At 71.4% G+C, this 26,969-nt stretch carries 26 protein-coding genes; 12 read left to right on the plus strand and 14 right to left on the minus strand.

Going from position 1 to position 26,969, the window contains the following annotated elements; all coding sequences use genetic code 11:
- Nucleotides 1–40: 40 nt before the first annotated feature.
- Complete coding sequence (locus tag CRP56_RS29455) at nt 41–1,069, minus strand: LLM class flavin-dependent oxidoreductase (protein ID WP_097269049.1); 1,029 nt, start codon at nt 1,067–1,069, stop codon at nt 41–43.
- Between the two features lie 223 nt (nt 1,070–1,292).
- Between CRP56_RS29455 and CRP56_RS29460 the strand changes: the two genes are divergently transcribed.
- Nucleotides 1,293–1,622: an ATP/GTP-binding protein gene (locus CRP56_RS29460; RefSeq protein ID WP_097269051.1), complete on the plus strand. Its 330-nt coding sequence runs from the start codon at nt 1,293–1,295 to the stop codon at nt 1,620–1,622.
- 13 nt (nt 1,623–1,635) lie between these two features.
- Here the strand turns inward: CRP56_RS29460 and CRP56_RS29465 are convergent, their stop codons facing one another.
- From CRP56_RS29465 to mce, 7 genes are all read right to left on the minus strand, one after another.
- A complete protein-coding gene (locus CRP56_RS29465) occupies nt 1,636–2,544 on the minus strand; it encodes an ABC transporter permease (RefSeq protein ID WP_097269059.1) in 909 nt (302 codons plus the stop codon).
- Nucleotides 2,541–4,010, minus strand: a complete 1,470-nt coding sequence (locus CRP56_RS29470; protein WP_097269061.1) for an ABC transporter ATP-binding protein — start codon at nt 4,008–4,010, stop codon at nt 2,541–2,543. Before CRP56_RS29470 ends, CRP56_RS29465 begins: the two co-directional genes overlap by 4 nt.
- Before the next feature lie 103 nt (nt 4,011–4,113).
- A complete protein-coding gene (locus CRP56_RS29475; RefSeq protein ID WP_097269063.1) occupies nt 4,114–4,884 on the minus strand; it encodes an ABC transporter permease in 771 nt (256 codons plus the stop codon).
- 2 nt (nt 4,885–4,886) lie between these two features.
- Nucleotides 4,887–5,840 (minus strand): ABC transporter ATP-binding protein, encoded by a 954-nt coding sequence (locus tag CRP56_RS29480; RefSeq protein ID WP_097269066.1) that lies wholly within the window; start codon nt 5,838–5,840, stop codon nt 4,887–4,889.
- A gap of 119 nt (nt 5,841–5,959) precedes the next feature.
- Nucleotides 5,960–6,898 (minus strand): cellulose-binding protein, encoded by a 939-nt coding sequence (locus CRP56_RS29485; RefSeq protein ID WP_079311652.1) that lies wholly within the window; start codon nt 6,896–6,898, stop codon nt 5,960–5,962.
- 203 nt (nt 6,899–7,101) lie between these two features.
- On the minus strand, nt 7,102–11,013 hold the full coding sequence (gene scy, locus CRP56_RS29490; RefSeq protein WP_097269068.1) for a polarized growth protein Scy: 3,912 nt from the start codon (nt 11,011–11,013) through the stop codon (nt 7,102–7,104).
- Between the two features lie 209 nt (nt 11,014–11,222).
- Nucleotides 11,223–11,663 (minus strand): methylmalonyl-CoA epimerase, encoded by a 441-nt coding sequence (gene mce / locus CRP56_RS29495; protein WP_097269070.1) that lies wholly within the window; start codon nt 11,661–11,663, stop codon nt 11,223–11,225.
- Between the two features lie 147 nt (nt 11,664–11,810).
- On the opposite strand from mce, the gene CRP56_RS29500 reads away from it, so the two are divergent.
- The 3 genes from CRP56_RS29500 to CRP56_RS29510 all read left to right on the plus strand — a co-directional run bounded on the left by CRP56_RS29500 (nt 11,811) and on the right by CRP56_RS29510 (nt 15,448).
- Complete coding sequence (locus CRP56_RS29500) at nt 11,811–13,007, plus strand: acetyl-CoA C-acetyltransferase (protein ID WP_059192300.1); 1,197 nt, start codon at nt 11,811–11,813, stop codon at nt 13,005–13,007.
- A 38-nt stretch (nt 13,008–13,045) separates the two neighbouring features.
- Nucleotides 13,046–14,002 carry a methylmalonyl Co-A mutase-associated GTPase MeaB gene (gene meaB, locus CRP56_RS29505; protein WP_097269072.1) on the plus strand — a complete coding sequence of 319 codons (957 nt, stop codon included), beginning with the start codon at nt 13,046–13,048 and terminating at the stop codon, nt 14,000–14,002.
- Nucleotides 14,003–14,164: 162 nt separating this feature from the next.
- A complete protein-coding gene (locus CRP56_RS29510; protein ID WP_097269074.1) occupies nt 14,165–15,448 on the plus strand; it encodes an MFS transporter in 1,284 nt (427 codons plus the stop codon).
- A gap of 114 nt (nt 15,449–15,562) precedes the next feature.
- Here CRP56_RS29510 and CRP56_RS29515 read toward each other — a convergent pair whose 3' ends face one another.
- Nucleotides 15,563–16,153 carry a PepSY domain-containing protein gene (locus CRP56_RS29515; protein WP_097269076.1) on the minus strand — a complete coding sequence of 197 codons (591 nt, stop codon included), beginning with the start codon at nt 16,151–16,153 and terminating at the stop codon, nt 15,563–15,565.
- A gap of 126 nt (nt 16,154–16,279) precedes the next feature.
- Between CRP56_RS29515 and CRP56_RS29520 the strand changes: the two genes are divergently transcribed.
- Nucleotides 16,280–16,954 (plus strand): response regulator transcription factor, encoded by a 675-nt coding sequence (locus CRP56_RS29520; RefSeq protein WP_097269079.1) that lies wholly within the window; start codon nt 16,280–16,282, stop codon nt 16,952–16,954.
- Nucleotides 16,951–18,354 carry a sensor histidine kinase gene (locus CRP56_RS29525; protein WP_097269082.1) on the plus strand — a complete coding sequence of 468 codons (1,404 nt, stop codon included), beginning with the start codon at nt 16,951–16,953 and terminating at the stop codon, nt 18,352–18,354. Before CRP56_RS29520 ends, CRP56_RS29525 begins: the two co-directional genes overlap by 4 nt.
- 44 nt (nt 18,355–18,398) lie before the next feature.
- Here CRP56_RS29525 and CRP56_RS29530 read toward each other — a convergent pair whose 3' ends face one another.
- The 5 genes from CRP56_RS29530 to CRP56_RS48530 form a co-directional block, all read right to left on the minus strand.
- Entirely contained in the window at nt 18,399–18,875 is a 477-nt protein-coding gene (locus CRP56_RS29530; RefSeq protein ID WP_097269085.1) for a MarR family winged helix-turn-helix transcriptional regulator, read from the minus strand.
- A gap of 96 nt (nt 18,876–18,971) precedes the next feature.
- On the minus strand, nt 18,972–19,769 hold the full coding sequence (locus CRP56_RS29535; RefSeq protein WP_097269087.1) for an AIM24 family protein: 798 nt from the start codon (nt 19,767–19,769) through the stop codon (nt 18,972–18,974).
- Nucleotides 19,766–20,416: an AIM24 family protein gene (locus CRP56_RS29540; protein WP_097269089.1), complete on the minus strand. Its 651-nt coding sequence runs from the start codon at nt 20,414–20,416 to the stop codon at nt 19,766–19,768. Before CRP56_RS29540 ends, CRP56_RS29535 begins: the two co-directional genes overlap by 4 nt.
- Nucleotide 20,417: 1 nt before the next feature.
- Nucleotides 20,418–21,050: an AIM24 family protein gene (locus CRP56_RS29545; RefSeq protein WP_097269091.1), complete on the minus strand. Its 633-nt coding sequence runs from the start codon at nt 21,048–21,050 to the stop codon at nt 20,418–20,420.
- Between the two features lie 186 nt (nt 21,051–21,236).
- Nucleotides 21,237–21,359, minus strand: a complete 123-nt coding sequence (locus CRP56_RS48530) for a DUF6191 domain-containing protein (protein WP_257041191.1) — start codon at nt 21,357–21,359, stop codon at nt 21,237–21,239.
- 179 nt (nt 21,360–21,538) lie between these two features.
- Here CRP56_RS48530 and CRP56_RS29550 point away from each other — a divergent pair, with 179 nt between their 5' ends.
- From CRP56_RS29550 to CRP56_RS29575, 6 genes are all read left to right on the plus strand, one after another.
- Nucleotides 21,539–21,886, plus strand: coding sequence for a DUF3817 domain-containing protein (locus CRP56_RS29550; protein WP_097269093.1), 348 nt, complete (start codon nt 21,539–21,541; stop codon nt 21,884–21,886).
- A complete protein-coding gene (locus CRP56_RS29555) occupies nt 21,883–22,176 on the plus strand; it encodes an MTH1187 family thiamine-binding protein (RefSeq protein WP_019060761.1) in 294 nt (97 codons plus the stop codon). The genes CRP56_RS29550 and CRP56_RS29555 overlap by 4 nt, the downstream gene beginning before the upstream one ends.
- A 162-nt stretch (nt 22,177–22,338) precedes the next feature.
- Complete coding sequence (locus CRP56_RS29560) at nt 22,339–23,112, plus strand: hypothetical protein (protein WP_097269095.1); 774 nt, start codon at nt 22,339–22,341, stop codon at nt 23,110–23,112.
- A 553-nt stretch (nt 23,113–23,665) separates the two neighbouring features.
- The gene (locus CRP56_RS29565; protein WP_097269097.1) at nt 23,666–24,382 is read left to right on the plus strand and encodes a DUF4166 domain-containing protein; all 717 of its coding nucleotides are present in this window, start codon (nt 23,666–23,668) and stop codon (nt 24,380–24,382) included.
- Nucleotides 24,379–25,029: a TetR/AcrR family transcriptional regulator gene (locus CRP56_RS29570; protein ID WP_097269100.1), complete on the plus strand. Its 651-nt coding sequence runs from the start codon at nt 24,379–24,381 to the stop codon at nt 25,027–25,029. The genes CRP56_RS29565 and CRP56_RS29570 overlap by 4 nt, the downstream gene beginning before the upstream one ends.
- Before the next feature lie 173 nt (nt 25,030–25,202).
- Complete coding sequence (locus tag CRP56_RS29575) at nt 25,203–26,969, plus strand: glycosyltransferase family 2 protein (protein WP_097269102.1); 1,767 nt, start codon at nt 25,203–25,205, stop codon at nt 26,967–26,969.

Raw genomic sequence — 26,969 nt, forward strand, 5'->3', positions numbered from 1 at the left:
TTCAGTACAGGGGCGGCAAGCTCTGCGCGGGGCCCCACGGTCAGCCGAGGTGAGGGAGCACCTCGGCGCCCAGCCGTCGTACGTTCTCCTCGGTGGCCGCGAGGTCTCCCGAGCCCTCGACGAGCAGGGCGAAGCGGGAGATGCCGGTCCGCTCGCTGGTGGCGGCGAGCCGGTCGGCGCACAGCCGGGGAGTGCCCACCGGGTGCAGCCCGCAGAGCAGTTCGGTGTAGGCCACCGGGTCGCGCATCGAGCGATGGCGGCCGTCGACCGTCACATGGGCCTCCAGGCCCTGCCGCAGCCAGCCCGGCATCGCCTTCACCAACGCCTCCACGGCGTCCGTGCGCCTGTCCGCGATCTGGCAGACACCGGCGGAGACATGGGCCGCGTGCGCGATCTCGTCCGGCGAACGGCCCGCCGCGCGCGCGTGCTTGCGCCACAGGGCGACCATCTCCGCCTTCTCCTCGTCCCCGACATGCATCCCGAGCAGCATCGGCAGCCCGCGGTCGGCGGCCAGCTTCACGCTCGCCGGGGACGTGCAGGCGACGATCACCTCGGGGCCGTCCGCTTCCGTCAGCGCCTCCGACGGGCGGGGTACGACGGGGACCTCACGGAAGCGGTAGCGCTCGCCGTCGGCCGAGACCGACGGGTCGCGCAGCCAGCGCACCAGCAGATCGAGTGATTCCGGGAACCCCTTCTCGTAGGCCGCGAGCCCGGACCCGAACACCTCCAGGTCGACCCACGGCCCGCCCCGCCCGACGCCCAGCGAGAAGCGCCCGCCCGAGGTGAGGTGCAGCAGCGCGGCCTGCTCGCCCAGGGCCACCGGGTGGGCGGTGGGGAGCACGCTGACGGCGGTGCCGACCCGGAGCCGCCGGGTGCGGCCCAGCAGTAACGCGGCCAGGGTGATCGCCGACGGGCAGGTGCCGTACGGCACGAAGTGGTGCTCGGCCAGCCAGACCGAGTCCAGGCCCGCTTCCTCGGCGACCTCGGCGGAGCGGACCGCGCGGTGCAGCGCCTCCCCCTGGCCCTGCCCCGGGAACTGGGCCGCCAACACGAAACTTCCAACGCGCATGTGCTTTTCCTGCTTCCTTGGCTCCGACGCGGAGCTCCCCCACCCGGCATAACCGTCTGACACGTGCCGAGGACACGGCCTGGCGAAGAGATTTGCGGATTGTCTGCCGAATGCGGCGCCCGCGAGGGGGACTTGCGGGGGTTGGTGCCCTTCGCGTACCCCTGTCCGCGCCGCGTAGGCTGGACACGGCCCGTGCTTCCTGTATAGCCCCGAGAGGTGTTCCGTGTCCCCGCGTCGCAACCGACCCAAGGGTTCCGATTCCGGCCGGAGCGCCGAGGGCGACCGGTCCGGCCGGTACGGCGGCTGGCAGTCCACGGAGAGCTGGCAGGGCGAGGAGTGGAACGTCCGCCATGTGGCGGGCGCGAGTGCCCAGGGCAAGTCCTACCGCTGCCCGGGCTGCGACCAGCTGATCCCGGACGGCGTCCCGCATGTGGTGGCCTGGCCGGACCACTCCGGGGTGGACGAGCGCCGGCACTGGCACAAGGCGTGCTGGAACGCGAAGGACCGCCGCACCACGCGGGTGCAGCGGTCCCGTAACGCGCCGAGGTTCTGAGTCTTCCTACGGGCTACACGTCCCGCTTCTCCAGCAGCGCGCACGCGCCCGCGAACGCGACGGCCGTCACGCCGAGCATGATCCACAGCGGGTCCCAGCCGGACGGGCCGGACTCGGTGAGCGAGTTGGAGTAGAAGACGCTCAGCTGGTTCGGGATGGAGTACTCGAACAGGGCCTCGCGCAGCTTCTCCAGCGAGGACGAGAACATGAACAGCGCGATGACCAGCGGGGCCAGCACCACGCCGATCATGATGGTGATCGCGCCCGCCGAGTGCCGGATGATCGAGCCGATGACGAGCGAGAGCAGGCCGAGCAGCGCCAGGTAGAGCGAGATGCCGAGGGTGCCCTTGAGCCATTCGCCGCCGGAGGGGTCCCGTACGCCGCTGCTGTCCAGCAGGGCCACGTCCGCGAGGGCGACCAGGAGCGCCGAGGCGAAGGTCACCACGAAGGCGACGGTGAAGAACACGATCGCCTTGGCCGCCAGGACCCGCACCCGGTTCGGGCACGCGGTCATGGTGGTGCGGATCATGCCGGTGCCGTACTCGGAGGCGGTGGTCAGCACGCCGAGCGTGATGAGGCACATGCTGCCGAGCAGCAGCCCGAAGAAGCCGAACGACAGCGGGTTCTCCCCGGACAGGTCGGTCTCGCCCGCGTTGCTCCCCACCACCGCGGCGGCCAGCAGACCGATCCCGACGACGAGCAGGATGAACACCCCGAGCGTCCACATCGTCGACCGCACGGAACGGATCTTCGTCCACTCCGAGGCGATGGCGTGTCCGAGGTGCGTACGCACCACCGGGATCGGCGAGGTGTACGTCGGGTACGAGCCGGCGGGCGCCGACTGCCAGTGGGGCGCGGGCGCCTGCGCCGGCTGAGGCTGGGCCACGGCGGCCTGCGGCATCGGAGGCTGGGGCGTACTCATCGGGCGTCCTCGGGCTTGGTCAGGTCGGCGGCGGACGGGGTGGGGGAGGGCGCGGAGGCCGGGGCGGCGGGCTGCGCGGGCGCGGCCGCAGAGGCGGCGGCCGGGGCTGAGTCCGGGGTGCCCGTGGAAGGCTGCGAGGCGGCGGCCGCCGGGGCACCAGCCGGGGCCGGGGCCGCCGCGGGCTGCTTGGTGAGGCCGGGGGCCTGCGGGGCGGCAGCGTCAGCCGGGGCCACGGGCGCGTACGGGTTCGCGGCGCCCGCGCCGGAGTTCGCGGCCGGAGCGGCGGCCGGGGCCTGGGCGCCGTAGGGGCCGGCGGGCGTGCCGGGGGCGCCCGGGGTGCCGTACGGGCCCGCCGGCGGCTGGGAGGCGCCGTACGGCCCTGCCGGCGGCTGGGACGCGCTGTAGGGGCCCGGCGTCGGCCGGCCCTGCGGAGCGAACTGCTGCTGGGGCGGCGGCGGTGCGTACCAGTCGGGCTGGCCCTGGCCGGGGACCGGCATCGGGGGCTGGGCGCCGGGCGGCACGGGCTGCATGAGCCCGGCCTTCTGGTCGATGGTCGAGCGGTAGTCGACGGTCCCCTGCGTCATCCGCATGTACGCCTCCTCCAGCGAGGCGGAGTGCGGCGACAGCTCCCACAGCCGTACGTCGGTGTCGTGGGCGATGTCGCTGATGCGGGGGAGCGGGAGCCCGGTGATCCGCAGGGCGCCGTCCTGCTCGGGCAGCACATGGCCGCCGGCCTCCGTCAGCGCGGACGTCAGCTTCTCGCGCAGCTGCGGCTCGGTGTCGGGGGTGCGGACCCGCGCGAAGCCCGCGGAGTTCGCTGCGATGAAGTCGTTCACGCTCATGTCGGCCAGCAGCTGGCCGCGCCCGATGACGATCAGGTGGTCGGCGGTCAGCGCCATCTCGCTCATGAGGTGCGAGGAGACGAAGACCGTACGGCCCTCCGCCGCCAGCGCCTTCATCAGGTTCCGCACCCAGAGGATGCCCTCGGGGTCGAGGCCGTTGACCGGCTCGTCGAAGAGCAGGACCTGCGGGTCGCCGAGGAGCGCGGCGGCGATGCCGAGCCGCTGGCCCATGCCGAGGGAGAAGCCCTTGGAACGTTTCCGCGCCACGTCCTGGAGGCCGACCACACCGAGCACCTCGTCCACCCGGCGGGCCGGGATGCCGGAGAGCTGGGCGAGGCAGAGGAGGTGGTTGCGGGCGTGCCGGCCGCCGTGGACCGCCTTGGCGTCGAGGAGCGCGCCGACCTGACGGGGGGCGTTCGGCAGCTTGCGGTACGGGTAGCCGCCGATCGTCACCTGCCCCGAGGTGGGGTTGTCCAGGCCAAGGATCATCCGCATCGTCGTCGACTTGCCCGAGCCGTTGGGGCCCAGGAAGCCGGTGACGGCACCGGGCCGCACCTGGAAGGAAAGGTTGTACACAGCGGTCTTGTCGCCATATTGCTTGGTCAGGCCGACTGCCTCGATCATGCTCCGCACCCATCGAAAGGTTCAGGACAGCAGGGCGCACGCCCCCGTAAGGGTTAGGAGCTTATCCGGGCGCTGACGGTTCCACTCAAGAGGCCGCAAAGCCTCAGGCGTCTCTCTTCTTCAGCAGCAGGTAGCCGCCCGCGATCGCCGCCGCCACCCACAGCACCATGATCGCGAGTCCGCCCCAGGGGCCGTACGGGGTGTCGTCGTCGATCGGCGTGACCACCTGCATGATCTTGCTGCCGGCCTGGTCGGGCAGGTAGCGGCCGATCTTCTTGGTGGCCGAGACATTGCCGAGGATGTTGGAGATCAGGAAGAAGAACGGCATCAGGATGCCCAGCGACAGCATCGGCGAGCGCAGCATCACGGCGACGCCCATGGAGAACATCGCGATGAGGGTCATGTAGAGCCCGCCGCCGATCACCGCGCGCAGCACGCCGTGGTCGCCGATGTGCGCCCGGTGCTCGCCGAGCATGGCCTGCCCGAGGAAGAAGGCGACGAAGCTGGTGACGAGGCCGACGACGAGTGAGAGGCCGGTCGCGACCCCGATCTTGCTGAACAGGAAGGTGCCGCGCTGCGGTACGGCGGCCAGCGAGGTGCGGATCATGCCGGTGCTGTACTCGTTGGACACCACCAGCACCCCGAACACGATCATCGCGAGCTGGCCGAGGCTCATCCCGGCGAAGCTGATGTAGGTCGGGTCGAAGGAGAGCTGGTCCTTGCGGCTCATCTTGTCGAACTCGTTCTTCGACAGGGCCGAGATCAGCATGCCGAGGGCGAGGGTGACGACCACGGCGAGGGAGAGCGTCCACACGGTGGAGGCCACCGACCGGATCTTGGTCCACTCGGACCGGACGACCTGGGCTGCCGCCATGGTCAGTTCCCCTTCCAGCCGTCGCCCCAGGCCTGTTGCTCCTGCGGGGTGTCGGTGTGCGCGTGGTACTCGACCGACTCGGCGGTCAGCTGCATGAACGCCTCCTCCAGGGAGGCCTGCTGGGGGCTGAGCTCGTGCAGCACGATCTGGTGCTGGGCGGCCAGCTCGCCGATGTGCTCGGGCTTGCCGCCGTCGACCTCCAGCGCGCCGGCACCGGTCTCCACGACCGTGATCCCGGCCCCGTGCAGCACATCGAGGAGCCGTTCGCGCTGGGGCGAGCGGATGCGGACGTACGACCGCGAGTTCTGCTCGATGAACTCGGCCATGGACGTGTCGGCGAGCAGCCGGCCCTGACCGATGACGACGAGGTGGTCGGCGGTCAGCGCCATCTCGCTCATCAGGTGACTGGAGACGAACACCGTCCGGCCCTGCGCGGCCAGCGATTTCATCAGATTGCGGATCCAGTGGATGCCCTCGGGGTCGAGCCCGTTCACCGGCTCGTCGAACATCAGGATGCGCGGATCGCCGAGCAGCGCGCCCGCGATGCCGAGCCGCTGTCCCATGCCGAGCGAGAACCCCTTGGCCTTCTTCTTCGCGACGGCGGTCAGACCGACGGTGTCGAGCACCTCGGCGACCCGGCTGCGCGGGATGCCGTTGCTCTGCGCGAGGCACAGAAGGTGGTTGAAGGCGCTGCGCCCGCCGTGCATGGCCTTGGCGTCCAGCAGGGCGCCGATGTACGTGAGGGGGTCCTTCAGACGGTCGTAGTGCTTGCCGTCGATGCGGACATCGCCGGCGGTGGGCCGGTCGAGGCCGAGCATCATGCGCATCGTCGTCGACTTGCCGGCGCCGTTGGGACCGAGGAAGCCGGTGACGATGCCGGGTCTGACGGTGAAGGTCAGATTGTTGACCGCCACCTTCTCGCCGTACCGCTTGGTCAGGCCCTCGAGCTCGATCATGCGGCCACGCTAAGACGGGCCCCGGGACGCTGCCACTTGAGCCGGTCGCCGGTACGGCAAAGGGCCCGCACCGTTCGGGGGAGAGGGTGCGGGCCCTTTGTCGCTGCCGTCAAGCGGTGTTACCGGGACTGCTGAGCCGGCACCCCACGGGAGATCGGCTCGTCGTCCGTGGCCGGCGAACCGGCCGCGGCCACCGCGGCGCCCGTGAGCGTCGCGAGCATCTCGCGGACGTTCGTGAGCTGGGCGTTGATCGAGTCGCGGCGGTTGGTGAGGGCGGCCAGCTCGCGCTCGGATTCCGAACGGATGCGGTCGGCCTTGGCGTTCGCGTCCGCGACGATGTCCTCGGCCTGACGCTGGGCCGTCTCCACCGTCTGGCGGGCGCGGCGCTCGGCGTCCGTGCGCAGCTTCTCGGCCTCCAGGCGGAGCTGCTCCGCGCGGTGCTCGATCTCCGCGAGGCGCTTCTCGGCCTTCTGCTGACGGGACGCGAGGTCGCGCTCCGACTGCTCGCGGCGCTTGGCCAGGTTGGTCTCGAAGTCCGCGGCGGCCTGGGCGGCCTTGGCGCGGGTCTCCTCGAAGAGGGCGTCCGCCTCCTCGCGCTTGGACTGCGCGTCCTTCTGGGCCTCGGCACGCAGCTGCGAAGCGTCGCTCTTGGCCTTCTCGACGATCCGGACGCCTTCGTCCTCGGCCTTGGCCTTGCGCTCCGCGGCGAACGACTCCGCGTCGTTGCGCACCTGCTGGGCCGCGGACTCCGCCAGCTCGCGGTGCTGCTCGGCCGCGCGACGGGCCTCCTCGCGCAGATCCTTGGCCTCTTCCTCGGCGAGGCGGAGGATCTTCTCGACACGCGCGCCGAGACCGGCGTACGACGGCTCCGCGTCGCTTACCTGAGCCTGGGCGTTCTGCGTCTCGAGGTGGAGCTCCTCGATGCGCTTTTCCAGAGCGGTGATGCGGGTGAGAGCACTGTCACGGTCGGAGACGAGCTTGGAGATACGTTCGTCCACCTGAGCGCGGTCGTACCCACGCCGCACAAGCTCGAAGCCGTAGGGGGAAGTGTCGCTCATGGGGTTCCTGTCAAATGAGACCGGTGAGGTGATAGGGGGAATCCTAGGGGCCGAAGCGGTGTGTCATCGAGCGGATACGTGTTTGATCTGGAGAATGACACCCCTTTTGAGTGGCTAACCCTTGGACGGCTTGCCAAAAACTTGGTCAAACGCCTCAGACGGCACCGCAGTTCGACCGGTCGTGACCGGTCGGAACCTGTCGGTTAACTGTCCGAAGGCTTACCCGAACGAGGGGCGCCGACCGAGACGCCCGCCTTGACGCCACCGTCCTTGCCCCCCGCGGGAGCCTCGAAGGACTCCAACGCCTCCAGGACGTCCTGGACACGAGAGATCTCGGCGTTGATGTCCTCGCGGCGGCGCACCAGGATCTCCAGCTCGCGCTTTCCTTCCTCGACCGTGCGCTTGGCCTCGCGGATCGCCTCCGCCTTGAGCTCCTCGGCCTCCTTCACGAGGGCCGCCTTCTTCTGCTCGGCCTCCTTCAGGAGCAGCTCGGCCTTCTTCACGGCGGCGATCCGGACCTTGCCCGCCTCCGAATTGGCCTCCGACACCAGCTCCTTGGCCTTGGCCTGAGCCTTCGCCAGCTGCTCCTCGGACGCCTTGATGAGCGCGTCGCAGCGGTCGCCGGTCGACTTCATCGTCTCGGCGGCCTCGCGGCGGGCCCGCTCGTGCAGGCTCTCGATCTCGGCCGTGATGCGCTCGCGCAGCTCCTCGGCCCGCTCCCTTATGGCGGTGGCGTCCCGGCGGGCGCCGACGAGCAGCTCGTCCGCGTCCGTACGGGCCTTCTCCACCCGGGAGTTGCCCTCGACCGTCGCCTCGGAGACCAGCCGGTCGGCCTCCTTGCGGGCGGCGCCGACCATCGTGTCGGCCTGCGCCTCCGCCTCCGCGGTGGTCTTGTGGGCCTGCTGCTGCGCCTCGGTGAGCAGCTTGTCGGCCTCGGCGGTGGTCTCGTTGATGAGCGTGTCCACCTGCTCGGCCACGTCCTGGCGCCGCTTGTTGGCGTCCTTGCGGGCCTCGTCGAGGGTGTGGTCGGCCTCCTCGCGCGCGGCGTTGAGCAGGCGCTCCGCCTCGGCCAGGGCGTCGGCCTTGACGCGCTCGGACTCGGTGCGGATCCGCTCGGCGTGCTGCTGGGCGGAGCCGACCGTCTCGGCGGCCTCGGCCCGCAGCCGCTCCGCGTCGCCGGCGGCGTCCGCGATGAGCCGCTCGGCCTTGGCGACGGCCTCGTTCCGGACCCGCTCGGCCTCGGCCGCGGTCTCCAGACGCAGCCGCTCCGCCTCGGCGACCGTGTCCTGCCGCAGCTGGTCGGTGTCCCGGATGGTGTCCGTGGTCAGCCGCTCGGCCTCGTTGCGCGCCTCGGTGATGAGGGCGTCGGCCTGCGCGGCCGCGTCCGAGCGGATGCGGTTGGCGTCCTCACGGGCGTCCGCCCGGGTCCGGGCGGACGCCTGGTCGGCCTCGGCGAGCGCGTCGGACGCCTCCGTGCGCACCCGCTGGGCGTACTCGGCCGCGTCGGAGCGCAACCGCTCGGACTCGGACATCGCGTCCGCCATGGTGCGCTCGGCGAGCGCCTTCGCGGCCTCCGACTCCTCGCTCGCCTCGCGCCGGACCCGGCTCGCGTCCTCGCTGGCCCGCTCCCGCTCGGCGTAGGCGTCGGCGCGGACCCGGTCCGCCTCCTCCTCGGCCTCCCGGCGGGTACGGTCCGCCGCGTGCTCGGCGGCGCTGCGCAGCCCGGTGATCTCCTCCTGGGCCTGCTCGTGCAGCCCGGCGACCGAGTCGCGGACCTGCTGGGCGTGCTGCTCGGCCGCCGACACCATCTCGGTGGCACGCCGGTCGGCCTCCTCGACCAGCCGCACCGCCTCGGCCTGCGCCTCCTCGACCCGGTTGCGCGCCGAGGCCAGCAGTTCCTCGCTCTGCTCGCGGGCCCGCTCACGCTCCTGGTCGGCCTCGGTGCGCGCCGCGCCGAGGGTCTCCTCGGCCTCGCGACGACGCCGTACGGCCTCCTCCTGGGCGGCGGCCAGCGTCTCGGACGCCTCCGTCGCCAGCCGCTCGGCGGCGGCCTGCGCCTCCGCGCGGACCCGGTCGGCGGTGTCCTGGGCCTCCGTCTTGAGCCGCTCGGCCTCGGCCGCGGCCTCCGAACGCAGCCGTACGGCGACGGCCTCGCCCTCGGCCCGGGACGCGGACGCGTCGGCCGCGGCCTCGGTGCGCAGCCGTTCGGCCTCGGCCTCGGCCTGCTGCTGGAGCGTGCGGATGCGTTCCGCGGCCTCGCCGCGCAGGCGCTCGGTCTCCTCGGCCGCCTCGCGGCGGATCCGCGCGGCCTCCTCACGGGCCTCGGTCAGCGCCTGCTCGGCGGCCGTCAGCCGCTCCTCGGCCTCGGTCTGAAGCCGGGTCAGCTCCTCGGCGGCCTCCGCGCGACGGGCCGCTATGGCGCGCTCGGTCTCCTCGCGCAGCTCGCGCGCGGCCTGCTCGGCGTCGTTCTTGATGCCCTCGGACTGCTCGATGACCTCTTCGCGGTGGCGCTCGGCCTCCTGCCGGGTCCGCTGGAGGGTCTCCTCGGCCTGCCGGCGCAGCGTCGTCGCCCGCTCGATGGCCTCGGTGCGGACCTTCTCGCTGTCCGCCGTCGCCGTCTGGCGCAGCTCGTCGGCGTCCGCCTTGGCCTTGGCCAGCAGCTCCTCGGCGGTCTTGGCCGCCTCCTCGATCTGCTGGACGGCCTCCTTGCGGGCCTCCGCGCGGATCTTCTCGCCCTCGGCGACCGCGTCGGCGCGCAGCTGCTCGGCCTCGCCGCGCAGCCGGCGGGCCTCCTCCTGCAGCTCGACCGTCTTGGCGCGGTACTCCTTGGTGTCGTCCTTCGCGGAGCCCTTGAGCTGCTCGGCGATGTCATGCGCCTCGGACCGCAGCCGGTCGGCCTCGGCCTCCGCCTCACGGCGGATCCGCTCGGCCTCCTCGGCGGCCGCCTTGGTGGTCCGCTGCGCGTCCTCCTGCGCCTTGTTGAGGACGTCCTCGGCGGTCTTGGCCGCCTTCGACAGCTGGGTCGCGCTCTCCTCGGCCGTGATCGTACGGGCCTTCTCGGCGGCCTCCTCGACGATCCGCTCGGCCTCCGCGCGGGCGTCCGCGACGAGCTGCTCGGCGTCCGCCTTGGTGGTCTCGGCCTCCTGGGTGGCCTCGCTGACCAGCCGGGCGACCTGCTCCTTCGCCGTCCGGACGCGCTGTTCGTTGGCCGACTCGGCGCTCGACAGGGCCTTCTCGGCGGCCGCCTTGGCCTCGGTGACGAGCTTCTCGGCCTCGGCCTGCGCCTTGCGCAGCGCCTCCTCGGCCTCCGTCATCCGCTGCTCGGCGGCGCGGCTGAGCTCGGTGGCCTGGCGGCGGGCGGCGTCCGACTCCGTCGCCGTGGAGGTGCGCAGCTGCTCGGCGTGGTCGGTGGCCTCCTGGGCCTGGGTGGAGGCCGCGTTCAGCAGCCGCTCGGCGTCCGCGCGGGCGCGGCGCAGCAACTGCTCGGCCTCCGCGCGGGCCGCCTCGGCCTCGCTGGTCAGCCGCTGGCGGGCCTCGGTGGTGAGCCGCTCGGCCTCCGCGCGGGCGGCCGCCATGGCCTGCTCGGCCTCCGCGCGGGACTCCTCCAGGAGCCGGCGGGCCTGCTGCTCGCTGCGGGCGCGCAGCTGCTCGGCCCACGCCACGTTCTCGTTGACGTGCGACTCGACGGTCTGGCGGCGCTCGGCGAGCTCCTGGTCCAGCTGCTGGCGACGGGTGACCGCCTCCTGGTGCAGCTCCGCCTGGAGCCGCGCCGCGTTCTCGGCGTGCTCCTGGAGGATGCGCTGGGTCTGCGCCCGCGCCTGGCTCAGCTCGCGTTCGGCGTCCTGACGCAGCTGGTCGGCCTGCATCTGGGCGTTGCGCAGCAACTGTTCGGCCTGGTAGCCGATGTCGCCGCCCGAGAAATCGGGCCGGGACATGATGGTGCGGCGCGCCTCGTGCAGCTTGGCGCGCAGCACCTCGACCTGGTAGCCGAGGTCCTCGGCGTGCTGGATCGCCTTCTCCCGCTCGGTCTTCAGCCGATCCATCTCGGCCTCGAACCGAGAGAGGTGGTCGACGTCAGCCGCCGGCTCTCGCTCCTGGCGTTCGTAGCCCCGCACTGCGCGGTCCCATCCGTCCCCTGGTCGCAAGTCTGGCCAAACGAGCTCCGTCCGTCCGCCGAACGAGGCCCCCGGGGAATGGTGTCAGATCAACGGCGGAGCCTGGGCTGCTGCCCCGACGCTCGCCCCCCGAAACCCGGACCCCGGCATGCGGCCACCCCGGTGGCGGGGCGACCGCCCCCAACCCTACCGGCCCATATGTACGAGGGTCAGTGCTCAGGTGACTCAACAGGCGCCGAAGTGACCAGTTCTGTCAGTACTCCGTGGCAATCCTTGGGGTGCAGGAAGGTGATTCGTGACCCCATGGAGCCGCGTCGCGGCTCCTCGTACAGCACGCGGACGCCCTTGCCCTTGATGTCGGCGGCGTCCGCGTCCACGTCCGCCGTACCGAAAGCGATGTGGTGGACGCCCTCACCGTTCTTGTCGAGCCACTTGGCGACGGTCGAGTCGGGGCGGGTCGGCTCCAGAAGCTGCAGGTAGGAGGCACCGCCGTCGGAGGTTTCGTTGATCTTGAGCATGGCCTCGCGGACGCCCTGCTCCTCGTTGACCTCGGAGTGGAAGACCTCGAAGCCGTACGTGGCCCGGTAGAACTCGACAGTCTTGTCGAGGTCGAAGCAGGCGATCCCGATGTGGTCGATTCGCGTCAGCATGGTGTTAGTGCAGCGCTCGGGAGGTGGTTACGCAACGTGCCAGCGATCACACTGACGGGCCGGTGACGGCACGGAGTGCCACTCAGTACATTCGAAGTAAACCCTCGTTCACTCCTCGGCTGTCCAGCTGGAAGGGGATCGCACCTCATGTCTTCCGGAACTACTTCGGTGATCGTCGCGGGCGCTCGTACGCCCATGGGACGGTTGCTCGGTTCGCTGAAGTCCTTCTCCGGGGCCGACCTCGGCGGCTTCGCGATCAAGGCCGCCCTCGACCGTGCGGGGATCGGTGGCGACCAGGTCCAGTACGTGATCATGGGTCAGGTCCTGCAGGCCGGCGCCGGTCAGATCCCGGCCCGCCAGGCCGCCGTCAAGGGCGGCATCCCGATGAGCGTCCCGGCGCTCACCATCAACAAGGTGTGTCTGTCCGGCCTCGACGCCATCGCGCTGGCCGACCAGCTGATCCGCGCCGGCGAGTTCGACGTGATCGTCGCGGGCGGCCAGGAGTCCATGACCAACGCCCCGCACCTGCTGCCCAAGTCCCGCGAGGGCTTCAAGTACGGCGCCATCGAGATGCTCGACGCCATGGCGTACGACGGCCTGACCGACTCCTTCGAGGGCATCGCCATGGGCGAGTCCACGGAGAAGCACAACACCCGCCTCGGCATCCAGCGCCCCGAGCAGGACGAGATCGCCGCCCTGTCCCACCAGCGCGCCGCGGCCGCCCAGAAGAACGGCATCTTCGAGGCCGAGATCACCCCGGTGGAGATCCCGCAGCGCAAGGGCGAGCCGGTCGTCTTCAGCAAGGACGAGGGCATCCGCGGCGACACCACCGTGGAGTCCCTCGGCAAGCTCCGCCCGGCGTTCACCCGCGACGGCACCATCACGGCCGGCACCTCCTCGCAGATCTCGGACGGTGCGGCGGCCGTGGTCGTGATGAGCAAGGCCAAGGCGCAGGAGCTGGGCCTGGAGTGGATCGCCGAGATCGGCGCCCACGGCAATGTGGCGGGACCGGACAACTCCCTCCAGTCGCAGCCGTCCAACGCGATCCTGCACGCCCTCAAGAAGGAGGGCCTGGAGGTCTCCGACCTCGACCTGATCGAGATCAACGAGGCCTTCGCCGCCGTCGCGGTCCAGTCAATGAAGGACCTCGGCGTGTCCACCGAAACGGTGAACGTCAACGGCGGGGCCATCGCCCTGGGCCACCCGATCGGCATGTCCGGCGCCCGTCTGGTCCTCCACCTGGCGCTGGAGCTGAAGCGGCGCGGCGGCGGCGTCGGCGCGGCGGCGCTGTGCGGCGGCGGCGGCCAGGGTGACGCGCTGATCGTGCGGGTACCCAAGGCCTGAGCCCTCGTACGTCGAGTTCGAAGCTGATCGGAGCTGTGATGCAGGACGTCTCCACCCTGGTGGCCCAGGCCAGGGAAGGCCGGCCGCGGGCCGTGGCCCGGCTGATCTCCCTCGTGGAGGGGGCGTCCCCGCAGCTCCGTGAGGTCATGGCGGCCCTGGCCCCGCTGACCGGCACCGCGTACGTGGTCGGCCTGACCGGCTCACCGGGCGTCGGCAAGTCCACGTCGACGTCCGCCCTGGTGACCGCGTACCGCAAGCAGGGCAAGCGGGTCGGCGTCCTGGCCGTCGACCCGTCCTCGCCGTTCTCCGGCGGCGCCCTGCTCGGCGACCGGGTGCGCATGTCGGACCACGCCTCCGACCCCGGCGTCTACATCCGCTCGATGGCCACCCGCGGTCACCTCGGCGGCCTGGCCTGGGCGGCGCCCCAGGCGATCCGCGTCCTGGACGCGGCGGGCTGTGACGTGATCCTGGTCGAGACGGTCGGCGTCGGCCAGTCGGAGGTGGAGATCGCCTCCCAGGCGGACACCTCCGTCGTCCTCCTGGCCCCCGGCATGGGCGACGGCATCCAGGCGGCCAAGGCCGGAATCCTGGAGATCGGCGACGTGTACGTCGTCAACAAGGCCGACCGTGACGGCGCCGACGCCACCGCCCGCGAGCTCAACCACATGCTGGGCCTGGGCGAGTCCCGCGGCCCCGGCGACTGGCGCCCCCCGATCGTCAAGACGGTCGCGGCCCGCGCCGAGGGCGTCGACGAGGTCGTGGAGGCCCTGGAGAAGCACCGGGCCTGGATGGAGGAGCGCGGCGTCCTCGCCGAGCGCCGCCAGGCCCGTGCCGCCCGTGAGGTGGAGACCATCGCGGTCACGGCGCTGCGCGAACGCATCGGCGACCTGCACGGCGACCGCCGCCTCGGCGCCCTGGCGGAGCGGATCGTGGCGGGCGAGCTGGACCCGTACCGGGCGGCGGACGAGCTGGTGGCGGGCCTGACGGAGGGCTGAGGCCCCCAGTAGCGCTCTGGTCAACCCGCTGTTGATGTTGGTACGTTGATCCACATGTTCCTTCTCTTGGCATAGAGCCCGCCCCTGACCGCGACCCGCTGACACAGCCGTCGCGGCCCTTCGGCGTCCCTTGCTCATGCCTTTCGCAGAGGAACCTCTCCCATGTCCGCGTCCCCCACGCGGCGGCCTTCGTATGCCGCCGTGCTGTCCGTTCCGCATGCCCGCCGCACGTTCGTCTCGGCCCTCGTCGGCCGGCTGTCGTACGGCGTGGCTCCCCTCGCCGTGATGCTCGCCGTGACCCGGGCGACCGGGTCGTACGCCGTGGCCGGTGTCGTCATGGCGCTGTTCGGCGCCACGGTCGTCTTCCTGGCGCCGTACCGCGCGGCCCTGGTCGACCGGCACGGCCCCCGGCGGGCCCTGATCCCCATGTCCCTCCTCCACTCGGGGCTGCTCTGCGCGCTCGCCGCGGTCAGCTGGCGGCCGGGTGCGCCCGCGGTGGTACTCGGCGCGGTGGCCGCCGCCACGGGCGCGTGCGCGCCCCCGCTCGGGCCCACGATGCGCTCGGTATGGGGCCGACTCGTCGACGACCGGCGGCTGTTGCAGCGCGCGTACAGCCTGGACGGGGTCGCCGAGGAACTCCTGTACGTCACCGGCCCGTTGCTGGTCGGCGCAGTGATCGGCGTCGCGCCACCGGCGGCCGGGGTGGTGCTGGGCGCACTGCTGATGGCCGTGGGCACGATGGCGTTCGTCGGCTCGCCGGCGGTGGCGGCGGTACGGCCCACGCGCCGCGCCAAGTCCCGCTCCGGCGGCGGGGGTTCGCTGCGGGGGCGGGGGCTGCTGCAACCGGTGGTGGTCGCCGCCGGTATGGGGCTCGCGTTGAGCTCCCTGGACCTGCTCGTGGTCGCGTTCGCCGCCGAGCGGGGGCAGGGGGACGACACGGTGGCGTGGGTGCTGGCCGCGTTGTCGGCGGGCAGCGCGGTAGGAGGTCTGGCGAACGGCGCGGTCGACTGGCGGGTGGCCGCGCGGGTCCGGCTTCCGCTGCTCGCCGCGGGGTTGGGCGTGACCCTGTGCCTGGCAGGGCTGGCTCCGGGCATCGGCGCGCTCGCGGTCGCCGCCGCCTGCACCGGGTTCTTCGTCGCGCCGGCGCTGACGACCGCGTATCTGATCGCCGACGAGGCCGCTCCGGAGGGGTTCCGGACGCAGGCCGGGGCGTGGGTCAACACCGCGGTGAACGGCGGGAGTTCGGCGGGGGCGGTGGCGGCGGGCCTGCTGGTGGAGCGGCTGCCGTTGGGGGTGTGCTTCGTGGTGGCGGGTGGTGTGGCGCTGGGGGCGGCGGGGGTGGCGGGGGTGCGGGTTCTTCGCCCCCGCCCAGGGGGCTCTGCCCCCCCTGGACCCCCACTCCTCAAACGCCGGAGGGGCTGGCCAACCAGCCCGTCCGGCGTTTGAGGACGAGGCCCTTTCGGGGCCGAAGCAGGGGTCTGGGGGCGGCAGCCCCCAGTGAGGGGACGGGTAGGGGCGGCGGGGGCGAACTGCATCCCCCCGCGTACCCCCACCGCCCCGTCAGTCCTCGTCCCGGTCCGCCGTGACCTTGCCCGTGCCGAGGTCGACCTTCCAGTCGCCCTGGGTGGTGTCCACGTTCCAGACCACGCCCCGGCTGTCGTCATCGTCGTCGAGGCTCACCTCGGTGACCGTCCCCTTGGTGGCCGCGGCCAGCGCAGCCTCACGGGCGTCGGTCTTCGCGCCCTTCAGCGCGGCGACCTCGGCCCGGTCGTCGGCGTCGTTGTCGTCGTCGTTGTCCTTGTGCGCGCCGACGACCTTCCCGGTGTCCGGGGAGACCGTCACGCTGTACTCGGTGCCGTCACCCTTGACCACATCGACGTCCCACGCCCCGGCACCGTCGTCGTCCAGATCCACAGACGCGGCGGTGCCCGGCGTGTGTCGCAGCGCCACGGCGAGGGCGTCGGCGGCCGTCACGTCGCTCTGTGCGGCGAACCCGGCGTCGGTCCGGTCGTCGTTGTCATCGTCCGCCCCCCGCACATCCGCCCGCGTCGACGCGCTGCCGCCGTCCGAGGCCACCGCGAGGGCCGTGGCAGTGCCGCCCCCGATCAGAGCGGTCGCGGTGAGGGCGGCGATCACGATGTTGCGCTTCATGCGAGTTCCTCCAGGTCTGTCGCGTTCACTGCGCTTTCGACGTGAACAACCATCACCGACCGACGCTGAGGAGAACCTGAAGCCCCCTGAAGAGATCTTCAGCTTCGTTTTGTCACCCTGGTGCACATGCGTCTGTTGATCGTCGAGGACGAGAAGCGGCTGGCCCTGTCGCTCGCCAAGGGACTCACCGCCGAGGGCTACGCCGTGGACGTCGTCCACGACGGGCGGGAGGGCCTGCACCGGGCCACCGAGGGGTCGTACGACCTCGTGATCCTCGACATCATGCTGCCCGGTCTCAACGGCTACCGGGTCTGCGCCGCCCTGCGCGCCGCGGGCCACGACGTGCCGATCCTGATGCTCACCGCGAAGGACGGCGAGTACGACGAGGCGGAGGGACTGGACACCGGTGCCGACGACTACCTCACCAAGCCCTTCTCCTACGTCGTCCTCGTCGCCCGCGTGAAGGCGCTGCTGCGCCGCCGCGGGCGCAACGGCGCCGGGGCCTCGCCCGTCGTCGTGCGCGGTGATCTGAAGGTCGACACCGCGGCCCGCCGGGTCTTCCTCGGCGACGACGAAGTGCCGCTCACCACCAAGGAGTTCGCGGTGCTGGAGCAGCTCGTCACGCGCGCGGGGGAGGTGGTCTCCAAGGCGCAGATCCTGGAGCACGTCTGGGACTTCGCCTACGACGGCGACCCCAACATCGTCGAGGTCTACGTCAGCGCCCTGCGGCGCAAGCTGCGCGCCGGGCTCATCAGGACGGTGCGCGGCGCCGGGTACCGGCTGGAGGCGGAGGAACGATGAGGCGTCTCCTCGGGTCCGTGCGGGCGCGGGCCACGCTCGGGGCCGTCCTCGTCGTCGCCGTGGCCCTGGCGGCGGCCGGCGCGGCCGTTCTGCTGTCGCTGCGGGCCCACCTGATGGACCAGGCGGCCACCAAGGCGGAGCGCACGGCACGCGGGGTCGCCGCGCAGCTCGCCGCCGGGACGGCGTACGACCGGCTGGAGCTGGACGACGACTACCCGGTCCAGGTCGTCGACGCGCACGGCACGCTCGTCGCGGCGAGCGACGACCTGGAGCGGATCAGCGGGACGGGCGTCGAGGCGGTGACGCCCGAGCGGCAGAGCGGCGGAGCGGTAGAGGGCGGCGAGGAGGACGCGGACGACGACAGCTCGCTCGAACCCGGCGAGATCGACGAGGACACCGACTACGGCGACGGCGCCGCCACCATCGACGGCCAGGAAGACGAGTACCGCTTCGCCACCGTCCGGGTGGAGACGACGGACCGGGGGCTGCTCACCGTCCACGCCGGCGCGTCCCTGGACGCCGAGCAGAGCGCCGTGACCACCACGACGACCGGCATGCTGACCGGCTTCCCGCTGCTGCTGTGCGTCGTGGCGGCCGTGACCTGGCTGGTCACCCGGCGTGCCCTGCGTCCGGTGGAGGACATCCGGCGCGAGATGGCGGAGATCACCGCCTCCGAGGATCTCTCCCGGCGCGTCCCGGAACCCGTCACCCACGACGAGGTCGCCCGCCTCGCCCGCACCACCAACGAGACGCTGGCCGCGCTGGAGGCCTCCGTGGAGCGGCAGCGCCGGTTCGTCGCCGACGCCTCCCACGAGCTGCGCAGCCCGATCGCTTCCCTGCGCACCCAGCTCGAAGTGGCCGCCGCGCACCCGGAGCTGCTGGACCTCGACGGTGCCGTGGAGGACACCGTACGACTGCAGCGGCTCGCCGCCGACCTGTTGCTGCTCGCCCGGCTGGACGCGGGAGAGGGGCCCGGCGACCAGCGGGTCGACCTCGGGGAGGTGGCGCGGCGGGAGGCGCGGGGCCGGGACGGGGTGAGCGTCGCGGCGGAGGACGTCGAGGTGACCGGGTCCCGGGCACAGGTGGAGCGGGTGCTGGGCAATCTGCTCGACAACGCGCAGCGGCACGCCCGCTCCGCGGTCACGGTGTCCGTGCGCCGGGACGGTGCCTGGGCCGTCGCGGAGGTCGCCGACGACGGGGACGGGGTGGCGGCGGCCGACCGGGAGCGGATCTTCGAGCGGTTCGTCCGGCTGGACGAGGCCCGCAGCCGCGACGACGGCGGCGCCGGACTCGGTCTCGCCATCGCCCGGGACGTCGCCGCACGCCACGGCGGCACCCTCACCGTCCGCGATGCGCCGACAGGCGGAGCGCTGTTCGCACTCCGCCTGCCGCTCGCTTGATCGGTCAGAGCCCGTGACATGACACGGGCTCTTGTGTCCTTATGTCACGGACGCCCGCGCTGCCCCCGCAGGTGCTCCGCGATGGGCTTCAGGGCCTTGTCGAGCTCCGCCAGCGCCTCGGGGGAGACCAGGTCGATGAAGTGCCGCCGCACAGACGCCACGTGGTGTGGCGCGACCTTCTTCATCGTCTCCATGCCGTGCTCGGTCAGCACCGCGTACAGGCCGCGGCGGTCCGACTCGCAGTTCTCGCGGCGCACCAGGTCCGCGTTCTCCATGCGGGTGATCTGGTGCGAGAGGCGACTCTTGGACTGGAGGGTGGCGGACGCGAGATCGCTCATCCGCATCCGGACATCCTCCGACTCGGAGAGGTTGACCAGGATCTCGTAGTCGTTCATCGTCAGGCCGAACGGCTGGAGGTCCTTCTCGAGTTGGTACGTCAACAGCCTGTTGACCTCCAGGTGGGTGCGCCAAGCGCACTGCTCCGCATCGGTCAGCCAGCGCGTGGCCGTCTCGGTCTCCATGAATGAAGTCTACCTAAGAAGTTGAAAGGCGAACTAGTGAGGGTTCTGTTCGTGACGGCGTGCACACGTTCGACGTCACACTCCGCAGACTACCGCTCACAGCCCGAAGCGACGCTGGAGGTCTCCCAGCTGTCCGGGAAGGCGCGGTACCCCTGATTGCGGTGAAGGGCCCGTGGACGGTACCCCGGAACCGGGCACTCCGGCCTGGTGCGGGACCGCTCCCGTCGCCTGCTCCGCCATCAGCGTCTCGGACGACTGGAGCAGTACGGTGCCGGCGCCCACGAACTCGAACTGGTGCTCCTCCCCGGAGGCCCCGCCGAGGCCCGTCATCGCACGTAGACCGCCCATCAGGCCGGTCATGTAGCCGTGGTCGTAGTGATGGCACGGCGACGGGCAGTCGGCCCAGCCGACCAGCGCCTGAGGATCCACCCGGATCGGCGGCTCCATGAACACCACCGGACCGTTAGATGCGGCGACGAACTTTCCGGTTCCGATCAGGGTCAGAAAACCCGGCACGATCGACTGCTTGAGTGCAAGAGTTGGCTGAAAAGCGAGCAGGTTGCCCGAGCGAATGGTCAGGTTGCCGTCTTCGAGGTCGTACGAATTGACGTCGAAGGCCCGGTCGGCGAGGAGCATCTTGCCGGAGCCCTCCGCCACGACCCAGTCGCTCGCGTGCAGAGGCGAATGGAAGGACGTACGGACAAGTCGGTCGAGTCGGCCGTGCCCGATGCCGTTGAAGTCGATCGAGCCGTAGTAGGCGATCATCTTCCCCTTCTGCAGGAACCACTGGCTCCCCTTGAGCTCCACGCAGAAGGTGTAGTTGTTGACGTTGTCGTCGGAGGGGAGTGTCGTCGGGTCGTGGACGGTCGGGCCCGCGCCCGCGTACTGGCTCACAGCTTCTCCTCCGAGGCCTGGACGTACACCGCGCCGTTGCCGCTGAGCTCCAGCTGGAAGGCCTCGCCGGAGCCGCGGCCCACCATGTCGCGCCAGCCGAGCGCGGTCGACAGCTTGTTGCGTACGTCGCCGTGGTGGGCGACGTACGCCTGCGGGTCGACATGGACCGGGCGCTGCGGGGTGATGGGCAGCTCGATGACCCCGCCGTGCGCCATCACCGCCACCGCGCCATGGCCCTTGAGCGTGGTGGTGAACAGGCCCTGGCCGGTGACCTGGCCGCGGACCATGCCCATGACGCCGCCCTGGGAGCCCATGAACATCGTGCCCTGCTCCAGCGTGCCCTCGAAGGCCAGGAGGCGGTCCGCCTCCACGTAGAGGGTGTCGCCGGCGAGGTTGATCACCTGGACGTGATGGCCGCCGTGCCCGAACAGCACGGTGCCGCTGCCCTCGACCGTCATCAGCGGGGTCGCCTCGTTGGCCACCCGGCGTCCGATCATCGACATGATCCCGCCCTGGCCGCCGCTGATGTTGGGCGTGAAGGACACCTCGCCCCGGTAGGCGAGCATCGCGCCGCGCTGGCTGAACAGCCGCTGCCCCGGTGCGACGGTCGCCTCGACCATCTTCGAGTTGAGCTCCTGGAAGGTCATCTCAGACGTCCCCCGCGATCGTGTTCCGCTCGCTGGGCTGGACGTACACCAGGCCGTCGCCCTCGAAGCGGATCTGGAAGGCCTCGCCGCCGCCCTCGCCCATCAGCGTGCGGAACGTCACACCCGACTGGAAGGACTGCCGCAGATTCCCCTGGTGCGCGATGTACGCGCCCGGGTCCACGCTCAGCGGGAACTGCGGGCTGACCCGCAGCACCACGGCCGGGCCGTCCGAGGTGATCGCCGCCTGGCCGTGGCCCTCGACGGTCGTCGTGAACAGTCCGTTGCCCTGCGAGGCGCCCCGCAGGCCCGTGAAGGTCGTCCCCGTCCGCAGGCCGGCGTCGGTCGCGAGCAGGTTGCTCGACTCCACGAACAGCTTGTCGCCCTGGAGGCCGACGAGGTTGATCTCGGAGGCGCGGTCGGCGAACCAGCAGGTCCCCTGCCCCCTCACCTCCATCACCGTCATCTGCTCACCGGTGATCCGCCGGGTCACCATCCCCCGGATGCCCTCACCGCCGCCGCTGAGCTTCTTGAACGCCATCTGTCCGTCGTACGCGACCATCGAGCCGTTCTTCGCCTTCACGGCGTCCCCGGTCATCTCGACGGCGAGCACCTTGCTGCCCTGAAGTCGGAACATCGCCACGCTGCGAAGGTAGCCCGCGAGGGCTCCCGCCGACAGAGCCCGTGGGTGGAGACGAACCCTGATCACACCCCTAGGGCCGGCCCGAGCTACGAGCCCGGCCGGACCGGCCCGGCTTCCGCGCCGTGCCGACCCGCCCGCAACCGCCCCGCTCCCCGGCTCACCCGCCCGCCGAGCCCGGCCTCACCGGCCCGCGCCCGCGCTCACCCGCCGGACCCCGGACCCCGGAATCCGGATGATCGCCTTGCCCGTGCCCAGGTCGACCGCGGACGTGGGGGGTGCCCCGTCCTCCTCGTCGTCCCGCATCACCAGGGAGCAAGGCCCGGCAGGATCATGAAGGAGACAAACCGCACACTCTCCCCAGGCTCTCCACGGACCCCCAAGCCTGCCCCCGCTCAACCGTTTGCCACAATGGACGAGCGTTTGTGCATGCGTTCACAAACCGGCAGACCCCCACTCGACGCAACTCCCACCGAAGGTGACCCGTGGACCTCAAGACCGCCAGCGCCCTCCGCCGCCTCCGCCTCGTCTCCGCCCCGGAGGCGGTGTCCTTCCTGCTTCTGCTCGTCTGCTCGGTGCTGAAGCGGACCACCGACTTCAACGCGGTCCCGGTCATGGGCATGATCCACGGCGTTCTCTTCATCCTGTACGTGATCTTCTGGGCGGACGCCTGGAACCGCGCGAAGTGGTCCTTCGGCACCGCCGCCCTCTACTTCGTCCTGTCCGTCCTGCCCACCGGCGGCTTCTTCGCCGAGCGCAAGCTCCGCCGCGAGGCCGAGGACGCGGTCATCGCCTCCCGCGCGCGTCAGGAGCAGGCGGTGAAGACCTCGTGATCGTCGCCTTCTCCGTGACGCCGCTGGGGGTCGGCGAGGACGTGGGGGAGTACGTCGCCGACGCCGTGCGGGTCGTCCGGGAGTCCGGCCTGCCCAACCGCACCGACGCGATGTTCACCTCGATCGAGGGTGAGTGGGACGAGGTGATGGACGTGGTGAAGCGTGCCGTCGCCGCCGTCGAGGCACGCGCCCCGCGCGTGTCCGTGGTGCTCAAGGCGGACATCCGTCCCGGGGTGACCGACGGACTGACCTCCAAGGTGGAGACCGTGGAGCGGCACCTCGCCGAGTAGTCCAGCGTCTCCGCATCCCTGAAAACCCCGGCCCGCGCGGGCCGGGGTTTTCTTGTGCCCACTGTTTGAGCGGTCGCTCAAAACGGTGTACCTTCTGCCCCAGAGAGTTTGAGCGGTCGCTCAAACTACCCTCGAAGAACGCGTTGACCTGGGGGAATTCAGATGGGTCACAACGGTCCGCGGAACGGCCTCTACATAGAGGCGCGCATCCGCGCCGATCTCGACGAACTGTGGGCGCGCACCCAGGAGCCGTCCGAGCATCAGCGCTGGGACCTCCGCTTCACCGAGATCGACTACCTGCCGCGTACGGAGGGCGAGCCGCAGCACTTCCGGTACGCGACGCGTGTCCTGCCCGGCGTCACGATCGCCGGGACCGGTGTCTCGGCCGGCGAGAAGGAGCGCCCCGACGGCACCCGCACCTCCGTCCTCCGCTTCTCCTCCCCGCACCCGCTCTCCCTGCTTGCCGAGGGCAGCGGCTACTGGCGCTACGTCCCGGACGGCGACGGGGTCCGCTTCCTGACCGGCTACGACTACCGGCCCCGCTGGGGCGTGTTCGGCGCGTGTGCCGACCGGCTGCTGTTCCGGCCGCTCATGGGCTGGGCGACGGCGTGGTCCTTCGACCGGCTCCGGCTGTGGCTGGAACGCGGGATCACTCCGGAGCGGGCGTGCGTGAACTGGCTGGCCGAACTGCTGGCGCGGGCCCTGATGATCGTGCTCGCCTGCACGGGCTTCGGCTTCGGCAGCCTGCTGCGGCTGACCGGGCCCCTCGCGCCGCTCTTCTTCTACTGGATGCCCACGCTCGCCCTGGTCACCCTGGCGGTGGCCCTCCTCGCCCCGCCCCTGCCCGGCACCCCCGCCGCCCGCCGCTGCCTGCGCCGCCCTCCGGTTCGCGCCCAGGCGCCTCGGCTTCTGCGCACGCTGGAGAATCCGCGGTGACCGGATGTCTGGGGCGCGTGGGTGAGTCGGCGACGACTGCGCGTTCGGGACGTGTGGGCGGACCGGCGATGACTGCGCCTTCTGCGTGTCCGCGGGAGCTGGTGAGGGCCGTTCTTTCCGGGCGATTTGGCGGGCCCTTGGCGACCGAGGCCTTCGTGGGCCGGGGAGTCCTTGTGGCGAGCGCACATCCTGCGCCTCGGCGGGAGCTGGTGGCGGGCGTTCCTTCTGCACGGTTCGGCGGGCCCTCGTTGACGGCGCCTCCCATCGGCCCAGGAGCCCTCGTGACGACCATGCCTTCGGTGCCTTCGGTGCCTTCGGTGCCTTCGGTGCCTTCGGTGCCTCCGGTGCCTCCGGTGCGTCCGGCAGGCCGGGCGATGGCCGTGTCCGTCTCGTGTCCGGCAGGCCGGGTGATGGCCGTGTCCGTCTCGTGTCCGGCAGGCCGGGTGATGGCCGTGTCCGTCTCGCGTCCGGCAGACCGGGCGACCACCATGCCCCCCAAGCCCCCGACACCCCCCGCCCCGACCCTTCGCCCTCGCACCCTGGAGACCCTGCGATGACCACGCATCCCGCGCCCTCCGAGGCGCCTACGACGGCCTCGATCTTCCGTACCGCGATGGGCCCCGCCTTCGACCACCTCCACCCCCAGCTCCAGCGCCGCTTCTCGGTCGGCTTGGCCAGTGGTGAGGCCTGTACCGGGCGGGGTGTCATGGACCGCATCTGGCACGGCGGGGCCTTCGTGAAGCCGTTTCTCGCGCTCGGCACCACCCGCAACATCCTCGTCCCGCGCACCGGCCGCAACGTCCCCTTCGTCATCGAGAACGTGCCGTACGCCGACACCCACGGCCGTGAGACGGTGACCTTCGTGCGCACCTTCGACCTGCCCGGCCGCTCCCGCCGCTTCGACGCCCAGATGGTCCTGGACCCGCGCGGCGACCGCGTCCTCGACTACCTCGGCACCCACCAGCACCTGGCGAGCGACCTGTACTTCCACGCCGAGCCCGACGGCTCGCTCCTCATCCGCTCCGGCGAACACCGGTTCCGGGAGGGCGTGGTGGACGTCCGGGTGCCCGAGCTGATCGGCGCCACGGCCGAGGTCCGGGAGTCCTTCGACGACCACTCGGGGCGCTTCCGCATCCGCGTCCGGGTCGTCAACAAGTACTTCGGGCCGCTCTTCGGCTACGAGGGTTCCTTCCGGGCGACGTACAGCGACATCCGGTCCTGCGGTGTCCGCCCCGGACTCCGCCCGGTCCGCGAGGAGTCGCGCGCGTGAGTCCCGAGACCGCGAAGTCGCAGGAGACCAAGACCAAGCTGCTGGAGGGCGCCCTGCGGACCCTCGTCGACCAGGGCATCGCGAAGGCGTCGGCGCGCACGATCGCCTCGGCGGCCGGCGTCAACCAGGCGCTGGTCTTCTACCACTTCGGCTCGGTCGACGAACTCCTCGCGGCGGCCTGCCGGTACGGCGCCGAGCAGGCCGTGTCCCGCTACCGCCCCCGCTTCGACCGGGTGCGCTCGCTCTCCGAACTCCTCGTGGTGGGGCGGCAGATCCACGAGGAGGAGCGCTCCGGCGGCCATGTCGCCCTCCTCGGCCAGCTGCTCGCCGGTGCCCAGACCCACGAGAGCCTCGCGGTGGCCACGGCGGCCGGTCTGGAGTCCTGGATCACCGAGATCGAGAAGGTCCTCCGGAGGGTCCTCGCGGGCACCCCCTTCGAGGAGTTCACCGACCCGGCGGGCCTCGCGCGGGCGGTCGCCGCGTCCTTCGTCGGCATCGAGCTGTACGAGGGCGTCGACCTGCCGGGCGCGACGGCGGCGCTGGACGCGCTGGAGCAACTGGGCGTCCTGGTCGCCGCGTTGGAGGAGCTGGGCCCGGTGGCCCAGCGTGCCGTACGCCTTCACCTGCGGCGCACGAACCGCCGCTGACGATCCCCACGACGGCGGCATCGCCCGCGGCGAGGCCGACGGCAGCCGCACCCGCACCAAGGCCGACGGCCCGCGGGTCGCCCGGCTGGCCCCTCCCAGTTCGACACGCCCAGGAAACTCCACTTCTGTTGGCATATCGGGCATGTCGGATGTTTCGATCACTGGAGGGCGCTGTGCGGCCGGAGGGCTACGACTACGACACCTACAGCCGACTGGCCGGACCGCTGACGGAGCCGTCCGGCACCCCGTACCAGGTGCAGTACACCTCGCTCCTCTCCCGCGAGCCCCACCGAATACGAGCCGTCCTGCTGATGTCCCTCGCGCCGGTGCTCACCGGCGCCCTGCTGGTCTACCTCGTCTGGCCGACCCACTGGGTCGAGCGCGAGGGCGGCGACGCGTGGATGGTCTGGCTCGACACCACGATGCTGATAGCCATCGGGCTGATCGAACTGTTCATGGTCGTCAACGTGGCCTCCGTGGCCCACGCGACCCTCGTCGCCCGCGACCCCGTCCCCGTCACCCCCGAACCCGGCACCCGCGTCGCCTTCCTCACGACGTACGTCCCGGGCAAGGAACCCCTCGCGATGGTCCGCGCCACCCTCGAAGGCGCCACGAAGGTCACCCATGACGGCCCGCTCGACGTCTGGCTCCTCGACGAGGGGGACGACGAGAAGGCGAAGGCCCTGTGCGCGGAGCTCGGCGTCCGGCACTTCACCCGGCACGGAGTCCCGGAGTGGAACCGCCCCAAGGGCGTCCACAAGGCCCGCACCAAGCACGGCAACTACAACGCGTGGATCGCCCGGCACGGCGACGAGTACGAGTTCTTCGCCTCGGTCGACACCGACCACGTCCCGCTCCCCAACTTCCTGGAGCGGATGATGGGTTACTTCCGTGACCCGGACGTCTCCTTCGTCGTCGGCCCGCAGGTGTACGGCAACTACCACAACCCCGTCACCAAGGCCGCCGAGTCGCAGCAGTTCCTCTTCCACGCCCTGATCCAGCGGGCCGGCAACCGCTACCGCTCACCCATGTTCGTCGGCACCAACAACGTCGTACGCGTCGCCGCCCTCAAGCAGATCGGCGGCCTGTACGACTCCGTCACCGAGGACATGGCCACCGGCTTCGAACTGCACCGGCACCGCAATCCCGCGACCCGCCGCCACTGGCGTTCCGTCTACACCCCGGACGTGCTCGCGGTCGGCGAGGGCCCGGCGTCCTGGACCGACTTCTTCACCCAGCAGATGCGCTGGTCGAGGGGGACGTACGAGACGCTGCTCAAGCAGTACTGGAAGGCGCCGTTCACGATGCCTCCCGGGCGGCTGTTCTCGTACACGCTGATGCTCGTCTACTACCCGATGACGGCCGTCAACTGGTTCCTGGGCATCCTGAGCTGCTTCCTCTTCCTCTGGTTCGGCGCGTCCGGCACACAGGTCGCCGCCTCCGTCTGGCTGATGCTCTACAGCGACGCGGCCGCCCTCCAGATCGGCCTCTACCTGTGGAACCGCCGCCACAACGTCTCCCCGCACGAACCCGAGGGCTCCGGCGGCCTCGCGGGCATGGCGATGTCGGCGCTCGCGGCGCCGATCTACCTCAAGTCCCTCGGCGCGGCCTTTCTTCGCCGGCCCAGCCGCTTCGTCGTCACCCCCAAGGGCGGGGACGCCAGCCCGGACCGGCTCCTCACCTTCCGCGTCCACCTCTTCTGGGCGGTCGTCCTCGCCACCTCGCTGGCCGCCTCGGTCGTCCTCGACCACACCCATGTGGCCATGCGCACCTGGGCGGTCCTCGCGATGGTCATCTCGCTGGCCCCGGTGGTGATCTGGGCGGCCACGACGCTCAAGGAGCGCAGGGAGCGGCAGTCGCTGCGGGCCTCCGCCCGGGTCGTCGACGGCAGCGAACCCGCCCTCGCCGCCACCTCCAGCACCACGACAGGAGGCAACTAG

The sequence above is a fragment of the Streptomyces sp. TLI_55 genome (assembly GCF_900206255.1).
GTDB classification, from domain to species: Bacteria; Actinomycetota; Actinomycetes; order Streptomycetales; family Streptomycetaceae; genus Streptomyces; species Streptomyces aquilus.